The organism is Natronobiforma cellulositropha, from assembly GCF_025629245.1.
Lineage (GTDB): Archaea > Halobacteriota > Halobacteria > Halobacteriales > Natrialbaceae > Natronobiforma > Natronobiforma cellulositropha.
In genome coordinates this window covers 56292-73004 of sequence record NZ_JANZXN010000032.1, presented here as the reverse complement: position 1 = coordinate 73004, position 16713 = coordinate 56292, and the positions used below count along the sequence as shown (strand labels likewise).

The 16713-nt window shown below is 62.9% G+C and carries 12 protein-coding genes and 1 CRISPR repeat array (1 of these 13 cut by a window edge); of the genes, 10 read left to right on the top strand and 2 right to left on the bottom strand.

The genetic code is table 11. The features are described 5' to 3' along the window. Window positions 1-86: 86 nt before the first annotated feature. Window positions 87-665, top strand: a complete 579-nt coding sequence (locus tag N0B15_RS14970; RefSeq protein WP_263020521.1) for a cob(I)yrinic acid a,c-diamide adenosyltransferase — start codon at window positions 87-89, stop codon at window positions 663-665. Window positions 666-909: 244 nt separating this feature from the next. Continuing rightward, complete coding sequence (locus N0B15_RS14965; protein ID WP_263020520.1) at window positions 910-2787, top strand: PAS domain-containing protein; 1878 nt, start codon at window positions 910-912, stop codon at window positions 2785-2787. A gap of 9 nt (window positions 2788-2796) precedes the next feature. On the opposite strand, the gene N0B15_RS14960 is transcribed toward N0B15_RS14965, so the two are convergent. Together N0B15_RS14960 and purL are read right to left on the bottom strand one after the other, a co-directional pair. Next, a complete protein-coding gene (locus N0B15_RS14960; RefSeq protein ID WP_263020519.1) occupies window positions 2797-3381 on the bottom strand; it encodes a response regulator transcription factor in 585 nt (194 codons plus the stop codon). A 248-nt stretch (window positions 3382-3629) separates the two neighbouring features. Then, window positions 3630-5783, bottom strand: a complete 2154-nt coding sequence (gene purL, locus N0B15_RS14955; RefSeq protein ID WP_263020518.1) for a phosphoribosylformylglycinamidine synthase subunit PurL — start codon at window positions 5781-5783, stop codon at window positions 3630-3632. A 1195-nt stretch (window positions 5784-6978) separates the two neighbouring features. Between purL and cas6 the strand changes: the two genes are divergently transcribed. The 8 genes from cas6 to cas2 are packed head-to-tail and all read left to right on the top strand — an operon-like array spanning window position 6979 to window position 16241. After that, window positions 6979-7785 carry a CRISPR-associated endoribonuclease Cas6 gene (gene cas6, locus N0B15_RS14950; protein WP_263020517.1) on the top strand — a complete coding sequence of 269 codons (807 nt, stop codon included), beginning with the start codon at window positions 6979-6981 and terminating at the stop codon, window positions 7783-7785. Further along, the gene (gene cas8b / locus N0B15_RS14945) at window positions 7772-9925 is read left to right on the top strand and encodes a type I-B CRISPR-associated protein Cas8b/Csh1 (RefSeq protein WP_263020516.1); all 2154 of its coding nucleotides are present in this window, start codon (window positions 7772-7774) and stop codon (window positions 9923-9925) included. Before cas6 ends, cas8b begins: the two co-directional genes overlap by 14 nt. A gap of 1 nt (window position 9926) precedes the next feature. Next, on the top strand, window positions 9927-11015 hold the full coding sequence (gene cas7b / locus N0B15_RS14940) for a type I-B CRISPR-associated protein Cas7/Csh2 (RefSeq protein ID WP_263020515.1): 1089 nt from the start codon (window positions 9927-9929) through the stop codon (window positions 11013-11015). Between the two features lie 2 nt (window positions 11016-11017). Continuing rightward, window positions 11018-11815 (top strand): type I-B CRISPR-associated protein Cas5b, encoded by a 798-nt coding sequence (gene cas5b, locus N0B15_RS14935; protein WP_263020514.1) that lies wholly within the window; start codon window positions 11018-11020, stop codon window positions 11813-11815. Between the two features lies 1 nt (window position 11816). After that, a complete protein-coding gene (locus N0B15_RS14930; RefSeq protein WP_263020513.1) occupies window positions 11817-14441 on the top strand; it encodes a CRISPR-associated endonuclease Cas3'' in 2625 nt (874 codons plus the stop codon). After that, complete coding sequence (gene cas4, locus N0B15_RS14925) at window positions 14438-14986, top strand: CRISPR-associated protein Cas4 (RefSeq protein WP_263020512.1); 549 nt, start codon at window positions 14438-14440, stop codon at window positions 14984-14986. Before N0B15_RS14930 ends, cas4 begins: the two co-directional genes overlap by 4 nt. A gap of 2 nt (window positions 14987-14988) precedes the next feature. Then, a complete protein-coding gene (cas1b, locus tag N0B15_RS14920) occupies window positions 14989-15981 on the top strand; it encodes a type I-B CRISPR-associated endonuclease Cas1b (protein ID WP_263020511.1) in 993 nt (330 codons plus the stop codon). Beyond that, window positions 15981-16241, top strand: a complete 261-nt coding sequence (gene cas2 / locus N0B15_RS14915; RefSeq protein ID WP_263020510.1) for a CRISPR-associated endonuclease Cas2 — start codon at window positions 15981-15983, stop codon at window positions 16239-16241. Before cas1b ends, cas2 begins: the two co-directional genes overlap by 1 nt. A 101-nt stretch (window positions 16242-16342) precedes the next feature. Continuing rightward, window positions 16343-16713: a CRISPR direct-repeat array (repeat unit 30 nt; unit sequence GTTTCAGACGAACCCTTGTGGGGTTGAAGT); it runs 3078 nt beyond the window's last position.

Sequence of the window (16713 nt, the reverse complement as noted above, 5' to 3'; positions counted from 1 at the left end):
CTCGAACATCACCGGTGACGGGAGCATCTGTCGGACGAAACGAGAAACCGACCGGACCTAAGTGTCCACGCGCCCTCGAGTGAACCATGTCGATCTACACCGGCCGTGGTGACGAGGGACAGACCGACCTGCGCGACATGACGCGCGTCTCGAAGGCGAGCGAGCGCATCGAGTCCTACGGGACGGTCGACGAACTCAACGCGCTCGTCGGCACGATTCGACCGGCCGGCTACGACGACGTCGACGACCACCTCGAACGGATCCAGAACCACCTCCACATTCTCCAGGCAGAACTCGCCGCACCGGGCGAGACGGACGCAGAGAGCCACGAGGGTGGCGAGTCGGGAGCGAGTGCTGCGGACGGCCCGACGCTCGCCGCCGAGCACGTCGCCGCACTCGAGTCGTGGATCGACGGCTACGACGAAGAACTCGAGCCGCTGCGCTCGTTCGTCCTGCCCGGCGGCAGCGAGCACGGCGCGCGAACCCACCACGCACGGGCCGTCTGCCGACGGGCCGAGCGACGCGTCGTCGCCCTGGCTGCGGTCGAACCGGTGAGTCCGGTCGCAGTCGAGTACCTCAACCGGCTCTCGGACGCCCTGTTCACCATCGCCCGCGTCCTGAACCAGCGTGACGGGGTGCCCGAGACACCGCCGTCGTACTCCTGAGCAGGGACGGCCACACAGAAACGGGTGACGGAGACCGGAGGCGAAACGACCATGTGTAGTGGCTGTGACAACACCGGTAGTGGTACGCCCCGCTCGAGTCGGTCGTCGAACGTTCCATCAGAACGGCCACGACACTCAAATAACTCGTCGCAGTAGTAGCAGGGAGACCAACAGGTGAGGACATGGGGGAATTAGATCACACCGGGCTCGAAGGGGGAGACCCGACGGGGGACGGTGAGTCTCCGTGAGTCGTAACTACCCGTCGCCGGACGTCGGCCACGTCGACGACTTACACTTCGCCGTCGATGCGGGGTGGCGGTTCACTCACTGTAACGGCCGGGCGGCGGCCGTGTTCGAACGCCCACGCGAGGACCTCCTCGGACGCGTCGTCTGGGACGTCCTCCCACACGCGATCGAGAACCAGTTTCCCGACGGATTCTACGAGTCGATGACCGACCGCACCGCAGTCTCGTTCGACGTCTACCACACCACCTTCGAAACCTGGTTCGAGACCCGCGCGTTCCCGTTCGACGACGGACTCGCCGTCTACATGCGCGACGTGACCCACCGAAAGGAGCGCGAAGCGAAACTCGCCCAGCACGACGCCGTGGTCGAAGCGACGCGAGACGGCATCGTCATCCTCGACCGGCACAACCACGTCGCCTCGATCAACAGCACGCTCGAGCGGACGCTCGGGGTCGAGCGCGAAGCGGTCATCGGCGAGCACATCGAGACCGTCTTCGACCTGGCGGCCATCGACGCCGACGACGCCGTCGAAATCGGCCACGCCATCAACGATATCGACCTCGGACGGGCACGCTACCGGGAACTCGAGGTCCCGTTCACCGACGCGAACGGGACCGAACGCGTGAGCGAGGTGCGTCTCGTCCCGATCGACGAAGGGGAGGCGAAACTCGCGAGTATCGTCCGCGACGTCACCGAACGCCACGACCACGAGCGGATCGTGACCTCACTCCACGAGGTGACGCGGTGGTTGCTCGGCTCCAACGACCGCGAAGAGATCTGTGCCATCGCCGTCCACGCCGGGAGCGACCTCCTCGACCTGCCGATCAGCGGCATCTGGCTGCTCGACGACGAACACGGCTCGCTCGATCCCGTCGCTGGCACCGCCGGCGCACACGACGAGTTCGGCGGTCTCCCCCGCTTCAGTCAGGGCGAGGGACTCGTCTGGGACGTCTTCGAGTCGGGCGAATCTCGACTCTACGACGACCTCCACGACGTCGACGGACTCTACAACCCCGAGACCACCATCCGCTCCGAGATCATCGCCCCCATCGGCACCCACGGCGTCCTCATCACCGGCTCGAAAGAACCGAAGCGCTTCGACGAGACCGACCTCGAACTCGTCTCGACGCTCGTCGAGAACACCCGGGCGGCGCTCGACCGAACCGACCGCGAGCGCGTCCTCGAGGAACGAACCGAGCGCCTCGAACGCCAGACCGAACGCCTCGAGGCGGTCGCGACCGTCCTCTCGAAAGACCTCACGCGAGAACTCGAGACCATCGCCGACGCGCTCGAGACCGACGAGACGCCCGCCGACGAGTGGGAGTTCCCGCTCGCAGAGGAAGGCGTCGAGCGCACGCTCGAGCGGACCGAACGGCTCGTCGACGACGTCCGCGAGTTCGCCCGCAACGCGAGCGGCGTCGGCCTGCGAACCCTCATCGACCTCGAGACGGCGGTCGAAGCGGCGGTCGAGGCGTCGCGCATCGACGAGTCGACCGTCATCGTCGAGGAGTCGGCGACGCTCCGCGCCGACCCCGAACGGTTCTCGCGGATGCTCGAGACCGTGTTCGACGACGCGGCCGCGCGCGCCGAGCGGGCGGTCACCGTCCAGGTCGGACTCCTCGGCTTCGAGACGCCGGGGGTCGCGACCAGCCAGCGCGGCTTCTTCCTCCTCGACGACGCCTCCGAGATTCCACCGAACGCCCACGACCGGGTCCTCGACCCCGCGGCCGACGTCGGCGGCGACATCGACGGTCTCGGTCTCGCCGTCGCGCGAGCGATCGCCGACGCTCACGGCTGGCAGGTCTCGGTCGCCAACGGCGAAAACGGCGGAACCCGCTTCGAAGTGACCGACGTGACGACGCTCGAGCGCCGCTGAACGTCGGCGCTACTCCCGGAGGATCGATTCGCGGACGATGTCCTGACACAGCCGACGGTAGACGTCGCGCTCGAGCAGTTCCGTCATCGTCTCGTCGACCTGCACCCGACGGACCGCGAGTTTGTCCTCGAGTGCGGCGTACTCGCGACTCGAGCGCAGTTCCGCCTCGCTCTTCTGGGCGTCGAGGAGGGCCTTCTTCGAGGCGAGCGCGAAGAACTCCTGTAGCTGGCCGTCGTAGGTCGAGCGCAACAGCAACTGGTCGATGACCGAGAGCAACTCGTCTTTCGAGACCGGCTTGACGAGGTAGTCGTCGAAGCCCATCCCGATGATGTCGAAGTCCGGTTCGACGGCGGTGACCATCGCGATCCGGCAGTCGAGTTTGCGCTCGCGGATCGTATCGAGGACGGTGTCCCCCGAGAGGCGCGGCATCCGCCGGTCCAGTAACACGATGTCGATCTCCTCGTCGATCGCCTCGAGCGCCTGGGTGCCGTCGTAGGCGATTTCGACCGTACACGAGTCCTGTAGCCAGGCGGCGTAGAGGTTCGCGAGGTCGGGTTCGTCTTCGACGATCAGTACGTGGGGTTGCTGGACCATCTGGAAGGCCTCCGAAGGGCTGTTCGTAGTACGACTTGTAGTGAAGGTATATCAAGATACCGGAGGGTAGATTCACACGGCCCGTCCGGTGAAAGTCAACGGGTTCAGTCAGCTTTTCTACGCACGTCTAATCGATACTTTCCTCCCTTCAGCACAGTATTGAACGTGGGGGAAACGGGGCGTCCGGCCATCGGAGACCCGCTCGCAGCCGACGACAGCGCCGAAGAAGCCGCGGTTTCAACAGCTGCCTACTCGAGTGCAGCCTCGATACACGAACGGAAATGACCGATTTCCGCGGCCGTCGCGGCGAGCTGTTCGTCACCGGCGTCGATCACGAGTCGGCCGTCGCCGGTCGCCTCGCCCAGTTCGACGACCGGGGCGACGCCGTCGAACGCCTCGGCGACGCCCTCGGGGTCGGTCGTCTGGACCAGCGCGCGACCGGTCCCCTCGTGGAAGAGCGCTCCCGCCGGGTCGACACCCTCGGGCAGGGAAACGGCGAGACCGGCCGACTCGGTGACCATCTCGGCGAGCGAGACGGCGAGACCGCCGTGGCTCACGTCGTGAGTCGCGAGGGTCGACTCGTCGTCCGCGACCGCGGCGAGCGTCTCGACGAACGCCGCCGGCTCGTCGGGCAGGCCGGGGAAGCGGTCACTGCCGCCGACGCGCGCGAGGTACTCCGACCCGCCGAGCGCGAACGACCCCGACTCGAGGGCGTCGTCACCGACGAGCAGGAGCGTTCCCGCAGGTTCGACGGCCGCCGGCGGGGCGTCGTAGCCCGCCTTCGTGCCGACCATCGCGAGCGTCGGCGTCGGCGGAATCGGCCCCGAGACCGAGTCGTTGTACAGCGAGACGTTGCCGCCGACGACCGGCACCGAGAGCCGTTCGCACATCGCGGCGAGACCGTCGACGATGCCCTTGAACCCGCCGTAGACCGCTGGCTTCTCGGGGTTACCGCCGTTCAGACAGTCGACCGCCGCGAGCGGCGTCGCCCCCTTCGCCGCCAGATTGGTCGCGTTCTCGAGGGCGACCGCCTGCGCACCCGCCTCCGGAGCAACGGCCGTCCAGTTCGGCGCGGCACCCGCGGAGATGGCGAGTCCGGTCCCACACTCACGGATCGCGATGACGGCCGCGTCGTCACCCGGCCCGACACTCGTGCGGACGCCGACCTCGTGGTCGTACTGACGGTAGACCCACCGCTTCGAAGCCGTGTTCGGACTCGAGACGACCGCCTCGAACGCCGTCTCGAGGTCCGTCTCCGGGAGGTCCACGTCCGGCTCCGGACCCGGCGCGGTCTCGAGGTCGTTCATCGGTGCGCCCTCGCCGAGGAAGTGAGCGTCGACGTCGACGACCGTCTCGTCCTCGAACGTACAGACGTAGTTGCCGTCGGTCACCTCGCCGATGACCGAACAGCCCAGGTCGAAGCGCTCGGCGATCTCGCGTACGCGCTCGACGTTCTCGGGGTCGACCTCGTAACACATCCGCTCCTGGCTCTCGGCCAGCAGGATCTCGAGGGCGATCATGTTCGGCTCGCGCTGGTGGACCCGCTCGAGTTCGATGTGCGCACCCAGACCGCCTTTGGCGACCATCTCACTCGAGGCACCCCCGAGACCGGCCGCGCCGAGGTCGCGTGCGGACTCGATCAGGCCCTCCTCGACGAGACACTCGTTGGCCTCGATGAGCAGTTTCTCGGCGTAGGGGTCACCCACCTGTACGGCGGGGCGGTCTTCGGTTTCTGCGTCCTCGGCGAGGTCCTCGCTCGCGAAGGAGGCCCCACCCAGGCCGTCGCGTCCCGTCGCGTTCCCGACGAGGACGAGTTTGTTCCCCGGCTGCTGGGCGACGGCGGTGACAAGTCGGTCCGCGGCGAGCAGTCCCACACAGGAGACGTTCACCAGCGGGTTGCCCTCGTAGTCGGGGTGGAAGTCGACGCTGCCACCCACCGTCGGGACGCCGATACAGTTGCCGTAGTGGCTGATCCCCTCGACGACACCCTCGAAGAGGTACTTCGAGTGCTCACGGTCGAACTCGCCGAAGTAGAGCGAGTCGGTCAGCGCGATCGGATACGCCCCCATCGAGAGCGTGTCACGGACGATGCCGCCGACGCCCGTCGCCGCCCCGTCGAACGGATCGACGTAGGAGGGGTGGTTGTGGCTCTCGATCCCCATCGTGATGTAAATCTCCTCCTCGGTCTCCTCGTACGACGGGAGGGAGACGACCGCCGCGTCGTCACCCGGCCCGATCACGACCTGCTCGCCCCCGGACTCGAACGCAGAGAGCAGCGGTCTCGAGGAGCGGTACGCACAGTGTTCACTCCAGAGGTTCTCGAACAGCGTCTCCTCGGCCGGGGTGGGCTCGCGACCCAGTTCCTCGACGACGAGTTCGCGATCCGACTCGGCTAAACTCATTCAGTTAGGTGGTGAAAGTGGGCGGGTAAAGGGGTTTCTATGTACACGTTCGTGCGTATCTCGAAAAGAATCGTGATACCACGAGGAGTGGCTACAGTTGCAATTCTACCGGAGTGGACAGGAGTGTTCATCAGAACCATCGCGAACAGCGTACCGCGGCTGGAAGATGGCAGTTCGTCCGACGAAAACTGACCGGCCAAACCACTGCAGCGTGGGGTCGAAAGGGGGGGACGCCGTTGAGGAGCGAGATCGTTCGAAACGGCGCAGCCGTTTCGTGATGAGGAGAGACCGAAGGTCTCTCCAACCACGATGTAAGAACCGCAGGACGAAGTCCGAGGATCGTGGTTCGAAAGACGCCGCGCGTCTTTCGTCATCACGAGAGAGCGTCGCTCTCTCGAACGACAGCGAGTCGCAGCCCTCAACGGCGTCGGGGCTTTCTGGGTGTTCTCCACCGCAGACAGACACACAACTTGACTGGGTGGTGTTTAGTTTAGCTTGACCTGCCGATCCGTTGGCCGCGAACACCCAGAAAGCCCCGCCCAGCGGCGGTTGGTCGGCTGTTTTTCGCCTAACTAAACATGACCGCTCGACTGGAGAGAAAGATATATACACCCGGCAGTGAATGAGAAGAGTATACTCTAAGTGAGAAAGAAGAGAAAGTACAAGGGAAGGAGATGGGACACACAACGGTCCGCCAAGACTAACGTTGTGTGACCAATACCAACCACTCCGTCTAGATAGCGATTGGTGCTGGCGTAGTTGTCCGCACCGGTCATAATCCTTATGGAGTGAATCGATTCCAATGATATGACGAAAGAAAAGCTACACTTGCCGGTGCAATCGAAGGGAAAAGGAAGCAAGCACAACGAGTCAGAGATGGTTCCTGACCCAACTATTAGTTGGATTAAGTACGGTCATACTCAGGCCTGGAGGAAGAGAAGGTAACCGAATACCTAAGCACAGAAGGCAACATAGTATGAGTGCGCTATATCAAAGTCAGTTACAGCCGAACCACAGATGGGTTGAAGCTCTTCCTTCTCACTTAGCAGGTGAGGTAGCGCACACTTCCAGCCGAACCCTTGTGGGGTTCCTCTATTATTTACTCATTTTGGAAAAACATTTTTATATCACCAATTCGACTGACAATGAGTGAAATGGTAATCAGCAACAGAGGTGACGATCGCTAGTGCGAATCATGGTACATATGTCCGCTCGAGCGGACGCCGCGTACGACAACGCCTACCACCACAAGTTGCGTGGGCGGCTGTGGCGAGCGCTCGAGGGGACGGCTTACGACGAGTTGCACGACTCGGGGGAGCCACCGGGGTTCTGTATGTCGAATCCGTTCCCGCCGCGAGATATGCGCGAGGGTGACGAGCGGAAACTCCTGGTGGCCTCTCACGACGAGGAACTGCTCGCCAACGTGGCGGCGGATCTGTTCGACGAGTCGGAGTTGAACGTCGGCTCGATGCCCTTCTCCGTCGAGGACGTTCGCGCACTCGCCCCCGACGTCGGCGAACCGGGGACTCGAGGGACGCTCGAGACGGGGACTGGTCTCCTCGTTCGGATTCCGCCGTGGCAGTGTGACGAGTACGGTATCGACCACCCCGGCGGGGAGACGGCGGTCTACTGGCGTCCGGAGCACACGACGGAGCCGCTGGTGCGCCAGCTCGAGGCGAACCTCGATCAGAAACACGACCTGTTCGCACCCGAGTACTTGCCGGGTCCGAGCGACGTCGACGGGTCGCTGTTCGACGGCTACGAGTTGCTCAAGACGTTCGCGGTGCCAGTGACGGTAACTGAGGGGCAGACGATGACCTACGTGTTGAGCAAGTGGAAACTCGAGTACACGGTTCGAGACGACCACCACCGCCGCCACCTGAATCTGGCGCTCGACGTGGGTCTCGGCGAGCGCAACTCGCTGGGACTCGGGTTCGTGAACGTCGCCGAACGAACGCGGCCGGACGAGACGGAACTCGAGGGAGAGAATGCTTTCGCCTGAGGCGTTTCGCGATACGTATCCGCCCGAAAAGCTGCGTGCGGAGCTACCGGAGACGCCGATCGGGTCGTTACGGGACGTGCAGTTCCTCTACGGAAAGCTCTACACACTCGCGACGACCGGCGGCGGCGAGTACGCCTCCTACCTGACGCCCGACGCTGCGGACGGTCTCGTCGATACCGACGACAGCCTGCTCGTCGTCCGTGTCGACGTCTCGAGCGAGCCAGCGCTCGCCGATGATGCCGTCGGACCCGTCCAGTTGACGCGATACACGGCGGACCTGGTGCAGCCGGTCGGCCACTGCAAGTACGCTGCTGCTCGCGGCATCGACCACAGCATCACCCACCAGGCGGGTCAGAACAGCGACCCGGAGAAACTCGCCCGCTACGCGAAGGAACGGCTGACGAAGTGGCCGACCGACGACGTCGTCTCCGACGTCGCCGAAACCCATCCCGAGGGGTGGATCATCGACCGCCTGGCAGAACTCGGTGCAGAGGAGCAAACACTCGAGCGGATCGAAGCCGAGGTCATCGACGAACTGGGCGGTGAGTCGGCGACCGCCCTGTTGACGGTACAGGTGAAGACCGAACGAGACGGCGAGTATCGCTGGCCCGGAGAGATCGACGTCTTTCTCGAGGCGATGCGACAGCGAAAGCTGTCGAAACTCGTCACGAAGAACAAGGCCAACGACTCCTCGGGCGAGGCGACCGACCTCGTGACGGAGACACCTGCGCGCACCGTCGGGACGGCAGAGGACCCGCAGAACTACTATCTCGGCAAACAACTCGAGAAGTTCCCCGGTCTCGACATCGAGCACGCGTGGCGTTCTCATCCGATTTCGGAAGATGCCGCCGTCACGGTGATGAACGCAGAGACGTTCGTCGAAGCCTGCACGTACCGGACGTTTGGGGCGAAGGTGTACTGCTTGCCGTACTTCTTCGGGCGGTCCACCGTGGAGAAGGCCTACAAGCTGTACAACATGCTCTATCGCGTCACGACGGAAGACGACGAGCAGACACCCATCGAAGACGCGTACAAGCGGGAGAGAGACGAGAATGGATACGAGGAGAACACCCTCCGCTTCTACGTCGCGGCGGTAATGCCCCACCAGATGTCTCGCTACGACGTATTCGGCGAGACGCTGAACGGTCGGCTGCACTACCCGAAGGAACTCGCGATCGAACACGGTCGAATCGTCGAGCACACCAGCGCGTTCAATACGGACACCGAGTGGTCACCACCGCTCCCGACGAACGAGAAGTGGAACCTGTTGTCGGAGAACCGTGACCGCCTCAACGCAATCACGACTGGCTGGTACTTCCACCAGACGTTCGCCGAGCGAGACGATGCCGAAGCCGAGGCCGACGACCCGCGAATCGAGGTCCTCATCAACGTGCTGAGTGGCGAGCCGACCGCCGTCGAGTTGCTACTCGAAGAGTACGTCGAGCGCATAATCACCGAACAGACGAGCGACGAGTTCGACGGCTTCCCCTCGTTGCTTGTCGCCAGTCAGTTCGCACAACTGTGTGCGATGGCGGATGACGAACTTGAGCTGTTGACGATGAACGACCCACAGAAACGATCGATCACGGACGAACCCACGTACGAGGAATACACGATGTCAGCACCCGAAGAAATTCTGATCGCCGATGGGGGCCATCCCGCGGCGGCGAAACTCGAATCGTTTATCGAACAGACACCCGCTCTCGTCAGCGACCCGGACGACGAGGAGCGAGTCAACGACCAGCGCCGCGGAGCCTTCTTACTCGGCGCACTGGTCGGTGACATCGGCAGCTACCAGGAGTACAGCGAGAACCGGTCGACGACGCTCGTCGATCAGTATCCGGTCAAGTCGATTAGCCGTTCACGCATCAAGAAGGTCACACAGGAGACCATCGCGAAGACGCTCACCTACACGCGGGCCGAGAAGAAGGCCGGAAAATCGTATCCGGGAACGAAAGCCGAACACATCGTCGAACGACTGCGCGAGACGATTCTCAACCCCGACCCGGGTGAGTGGACGCTCGACACCGACGACCTGCGTTTCTACTACGCACTCGGCGTGACCTACGGCATCAACGACCACCCGGACTGGGACCAGATAGAGACCGACGACGAACCCGAACTCGAGGAGGAACACTAATATGTCCACTACTACCGACACCGTGACGAACCGCTCAGAAATCGTCTTCCTGTACGACGCCGTCGACGCGAACCCGAACGGGAATCCGCTCAGCGGCTCAAATCGTCCCCGAATCGACCCGCAAACCCAACAGGCGATCGTGACCGATGTTCGCCTGAAGCGCTACCTTCGTGACCAGCTCGACGACGACGGCCACGGCGTCTACATTCGCAACGTCCAGGAAGACGGCGACCGGTTCACGCGAGGGCAGTTACTCGAGGACCGCCTGAAAGCGGTCGAGCCAGACGAGTACGACCTGGAAGACGGCGATGACGAGGAGGCCGCACGCTTCCGTGAAGACGTGTTCGGGACGTTCCTCGAGAACAGCGTGGACGTTCGCTACTTCGGCGCGACGATGGCCGTCGATGCAGATGACAAGTACGTCAAACACCTCCCGGACCACTTCACTGGGCCAGTGCAATTCTCACCGGGGAAGACCATCCACGCCGTCAACGAGAACGAGGAGTACGACAGCCTGACGAGCGTTATCGCGACTCAGGAGGACAAAAAACAGGGCGGGTTCGATCTCGACGACCACCGCATCCAGTACGGACTCATCCGCTTCCACGGTCTCGTCGACGAACACGGTGCGGAAGATACCGGGCTGACGAACGAGGACGTAAAGCGGCTGGATACGCTCTGCTGGCGTGCGATCAAGAACCAGACGATCAGTCGGAGCAAGGTCGGCCAGGAACCCCGACTCTACTGTCGCGTCGAGTACGCAGACGAGAGTTTCCACCTCGGTGGACTCGATAAGGACCTCGTCCTCGACACCGACCGATCCAAACCGGAGAAAGAACTCAGAGACGTGCGCGACCTGGCACTCGAGACCGACGCGTTCGTCTCCCGTCTCGAGAACGCGAGCGAGCAGATCGAACGCATCAGGGTGGCTGCGAGCGACGTGCTACGACTCACCTACGGTGGCGAGGTTGGCGGCCCTGACCTCCTGTACGACGCGCTGAGCGAGGCGGTCGGTGAGGAGACCGTCGAAGTCGTCGACGTTTACGGCGAGCACGCAGAAACGCTCCCGGACGAGACGGACGCGGAGTGACGATGGCGACAGAATCGACCGGTGAGCAGACCGACGGCGACGCCGCGTTCGAGCCCGAGCGCTGTCTCTCGTTGACGGTTCGTGGGCCATGGGGGCACTTTCGCCGAATCGAGGGAAACGTCGTCAAGCAAACCTACCGAATACTGCCCAGAACGACCGCAGCAGGGTTGCTCGCAGCGATCCTCGGTATCGAGCGAGACGGCTACTACGACCTATTCGCCCGAGGGCAGTCTGCACTCGCAACCCAACCCGTACGCGAGGTTCGCACGATCAATATGCCGATGAACACCCTCTCGACGGCGAGTGGGAACCTACAGTCGCTCAACGGCCGTGGGAAACTCAGCGTAAAACTCCCGGATCCAACGGCACTCAGACAGCAGCACAACTACGAGGTACTGGTAGACCCGGCCTACCGCATCGACGTCGCGCTCGCAGACGACGAACGCTACCGCGAGTTACGGTCGATGCTCGAGACCGGCAAGTCCCACTACGTACCCAGTCTCGGTCTCTCGGAGTACCTCGCTGAGATCGAGTACCACGGCGAGTTCGACGTCGAAGCCGGGCCGGAAACCGAGACAGTCGAGGTCGACTCCGCCGTACCCAACGCGTCCGAGCGAGTCATCCTCGAGCAAGGGGTCCGCTGTCAGGTCGAGGAGTCGCCCGCGTTCATGGAACGGGACGCTGGCGGACGGACCACGACCGGGTTCACGACGTACACGTACAACCCCGACGCCGACCCGCTCAGGGTGCGTGACATCGACGCTTCGCGGGTCGACAGCCGGACAGTGGTGTTCGTCTGAGATGCCCGTCCGGTACTCGCATCCGCCGGAAGATGGCCACGACGGTGTGATGCTGTTCGAGCACCTCGAGGACGTCGCGAAACGGAGCGGATACATCGTGCCCTCGGAGGCACAGACACCCGCAGGCGAGTCGCTACAGTCGGTGATCGAAACGCTCGGGTTCGCACACGACTTCGGAAAAGCGACGACCTACTTCCAGCAGCACATCGGCGTCGAAGCTGGAAGCCCGCCGAAAGACCGGTTTCGCCATCACGCACCGATCAGTTCGTTCGTTGCCTACTACGCGCTCGAGGCACGAGGGTTCGAACCGGAAACCTGTCTGGCCGGGTTCGTCGCCGTTGCGAAGCACCACGGTCGCTTACCCGACGTATCGACGTACGTCTTCAAACGAACGGACTTCACAGAAGGGGTAGAGGAGACGCGACGGGAGAGAGAGGAGAAACAGTTACTCGCGATCGCACAACAGATCGCAGACATCGACGAATCGGTGCCACAACTGGCAGACGATATTCTCCGCGAAGCGAGCGCCGGAAACAGTTCCTGGCGCGAGTTCGTCGAAGGGTTCGGCGCTCTCCGAGAGACGATCCAGTCGAACGTCACCGTGCGTACGGATGACGGCGAAAGTGTGTCAACTCGAGAGACGTTATCCGACGCGTTCTATTCGCTGGTGCTCGAGTGCTGGGGTGCGCTCGTCTTCGCCGACAAGACGAGCGCGGCACAGGCGAGAGACGACGTGGAGACGAGCGCTGATCAGTACGCGGCGATACCCCCGTCGCTCGAGCGCCTGAACGAGTACGTCGACGACCTCGAAAGGAAGGCCGACGCAGACGAGCACGGAACTCGAGCGCAGCGACTGAATTACTATCGCGCCCAGGCACGCAAATCGGTACTCGAAAACGCAGAGACGTTCGCAGATACCGGTGGTGTCGCGACGCTTACGCTCCCGACAGGGATGGGAAAAACGCTCTCAGGTCTCTCAGCGGCAAATACCGTCCGAATCCAGCGGGACGGTGAGCGAATCATCTACGCGCTCCCGTTTACGAGCATCATCGACCAAGTGGTCGACGACATCGAGACCATCTACGAAGCCGATACTGCTGGCCGACTCCTGAGCGCCCACCACCACTTATCAGAGACGGCCATCAGAGACGAGAGTGACGAGGACGCCGACGACGCCGACCGGAACGACGACGTTGCAGGGATGCTGGGAACCGGGTGGCGTGCCGGAATCACCGTCACGACCTTCGTCCAACTGTTCGAAAGTCTCGCCGGGAGTTCGAACGCCCAGTCGATGAAGATACCCGCACTCAGAAACAGCGTCGTCGTTCTCGACGAACCCCAGAGCCTCCCGCTCGAGTGGTGGAAACTCGTTCCACGCCTCACGAAGCTGTTGACCGAACGGTACGGGGCGACCGTCATCGCGATGACGGCCACACAGCCGAGACTGTTCGACGACGCCGTCGAACTGGTCGAAGATTCCCACACCTACTTCGAAGCCACGGAACGAATCGAGTACGAACTCGACGAATCCGTCATCGGCTACATCACAGATCGAGACGGGGCGAAGTCACACGACGACGCTGCGCGCACACTCTTCGAGACGGTCGATTCGGACGAGTCCGCGCTCGCGATCTGTAACACCATCGATAGCGCGAAAACGCTCACAAAGCTCGTCTCCGAGTCACGCCCAGGCCTCGTTTCCGTGGGTGAAGTGTACGGCGAAGTGCTCGAGACGGCGGGTGAACCGGACGAGGTAGATGCGACAACGGTAGCAGACCGAGTCGTCGAAAACGGGGACTGCGCCCTGTTACACCTTTCGACTCGGCTTCGTCCAGCCGACCGGCTTCGGCTCATCGAAACGGCGAAGGAACTCACCAAAGGAGGACACACCCTCGTCGCAATCTCCACCCAGCTCGTCGAAGCGGGCGTCGACATTAGCTTCGATACCGTCTACCGTGATCTCGCACCCATCGACAGTATCGTCCAGGCGGCAGGCCGGTGTAACCGCTCGTTCGAACGAGAGCGTGGCCGCGTTACCGTCTGGTGGCTCGATGTTCCCGAAGAGCAACAGAAGACGCCCGCAGAAGCGGTGTACAACCGTGGGGTGCGGCTGTTACCAGCCACTGTGAGAGCGCTCGAGGAGGTTCGAGGAGGCAGCCGCACGCTCTCAGAGACCGCCGTGTCACAGACTGCCGTCGAGAGGTACTATTCTCAGCTCCACGAGGAGAAGAACGTCGGGCGAGATGAGTACGCCACCTACGTCGACGAGTCGCGAGGCGACAAACTCGCCGCGTTGTCGCTGATCAACCAGCGAAACACGTTCGAGGTCGCCATCCTCCGGACGGAGACCGAGAAAGAGCTTCCTCGGGAGATCGAGACGGCTGTAGACCAGTACGAGTTCAAGCGGACGAACGCCCTCCTGCGAGAACTCCGTGCAACGCAGGTTTCCGTGCCAATCTACCGGACAGACTCGAGAGAGGCACGCAAGTTGGCGAGTCTCAATCCGATTCATGGCGAGAGCGAGATTCGATGGATCGATCCATCGAGTCCAGAGTTCGGAAAATTTTTCGACGCAACGACCGGCTTCGTCGTTCCCGACTCGACGGTTGAACGGAGGTTCCTGTGAGCGATACCGACCCGATCGAGCGCCTGCTCGAGACCGCTCGCGGCACCCCCACCGGCGACCCGTTCCGCGTCACCGGCGTGATGATGCAGTACTACCACGTCTGTACGCGCGAACTCTGGTTCGAGAGCCGCAACCTCGAGATCGACCGCGAGAACTCGAGCGTCGCCCGCGGGACGCGCGTCGACGAGACCGCCTACAGCGACCGGCGCGAGCACCTCCGCCTCGGGATGATCTCGCTCGACCTCCTCGAAGACGGGCGCGTCATCGAGGTCAAACCCTCGTCGGCGCTGACCGAGCCCGCCGAGATGCAACTCTCGTACTACCTGTGGTACCTCGAGTGCGTCGCAGGTATCGAGCGAGAGGGCGTGCTGGCTCACCCGAGAGAGCGCAGGCGTGAGCCGATCGAACTCACCGACGAGCGCCGGGAACGGGTCGAAGCGGCGATCCGCGCCATCCACGAGGTCGTCACCGAAGAGACACCGCCACCCGCCGAAGAGAAGCCGTTCTGCTCGTCGTGTGCCTACCACGACCTCTGCTGGTGTTGACAATGGATAAGAACTACCACATCGTCTCGAACGGTCGCATCGAACGCCAGGACGACACCATCAGACTGGTCACCGAAGACGACGAGAAGAAGTACATCCCCATCGAGCACGCCGAAGCGATCTACCTCCACGGCCAGGTCGACTTCAACACCCGGCTGATGTCATTCTGTAACCGCCAGGGAATCGCCATCCACGTCTTCGGCTGGGAGGACTACTACGCCGGGTCGATCATGCCGAAACGGGGCCAGACCTCGGGGCGAACCGTCGTCGAACAGGTCCGCGCCTACGACGACGAGGCTCACCGACGGCGACTCGCCGCCGCGTTCGTCCGTGGAAGCATCCACAACATGCGCACCAACATCGTCTACTACGACGGCCGCGGACGCGACCTGAGCGAGATTCGCGACGAACTCGAGACCATCGAAACACGCGTGGGCGACGACCGCCCCATCGACGAACTGATGGGCGTCGAAGCGACCGCACGCAAGGCCTACTACCGAGCCTTCGACGAGATTCTCCCCGCCGAGTTCCGCCTCGGAGCGCGCGAGTACAACCCACCACCGAACGAGGTCAACAGCCTGATCTCCTTCGGCAACTCGCTCGTCTACGCGAACTGCGTCTCGGCGATCCGCGCCACCGCACTCGACCCGGCGATCAGCTACCTCCACGAACCCGGCGAACGACGCTACTCGCTCTCGCTCGACCTCGCCGATCTGTTCAAACCCGTCCTCGCAGACCGCGTCCTCTTCCGCCTCCTCAACCGCTCACAGCTCAGCCACGACGACTTCGAGACCGACCTCGGCTCGTGCCTGCTGACCGAACGCGGACGGCAGACGTACACGATGGCGTTCGAAGAGACCCTCGAGCGAACCGTCGACCACCCACGGCTCAAGCGCAAGGTGAGCTACCAGTACCTGCTGCGACTCGAGGCGTACAAACTCAAGAAACACCTCATCGCAGGCGAGCCCTACGAGCCGTTCCGGCGGTGGTGGTGATGTACGTCGTCATGGTCTACGACCTCCGAGCGGACCGAACACACAAGGCGCTGAAGATCGGCCGCCGCTACCTGACCCACGTCCAGAACTCCGTCCTCGAGGGCGAGATCAGCGAGGGCGACCTCACCCGACTCCGCGGCGAACTCGAGGACCTGCTCGAGCCCGGCGAGTCGACGATCGTCTACGAACTCTCCTCGGAAGCCCTGCTCAACCGAACCGTCTACGGCGACGACCCCACTGACGGCCAGCGCTTTCTCTGACCGTCCGTCGACCCCCACCCCCACAGCGGGTATCGAGGGTCGACGGAAACACTTAGTGCACATCGCTCGAGAGAGTACCTGTGGCCCAGAAATTGGGCACGGTTTCAGACGAACCCTTGTGGGGTTGAAGTACGAATCTCGTCTCCCGCCTCGGTTGACGGCGACTCGTTTCAGACGAACCCTTGTGGGGTTGAAGTTCAGCTACGCGACCCCGGTATAAAAACGTGTCGAAAGGTTTCAGACGAACCCTTGTGGGGTTGAAGTATCAACGACGAGCTGGAATACGTTCTCGACGACCAGAGTTTCAGACGAACCCTTGTGGGGTTGAAGTAGCGGGAAGCGGAGACAACTTGCAGTACAGCCATGGTTTCAGACGAACCCTTGTGGGGTTGAAGTTCGACGACCAGACGCACTACATGGACTGGGGCGTTGTTTCAGACGAACCCTTGTGGGGTTGAAGTCGGACTCGGCA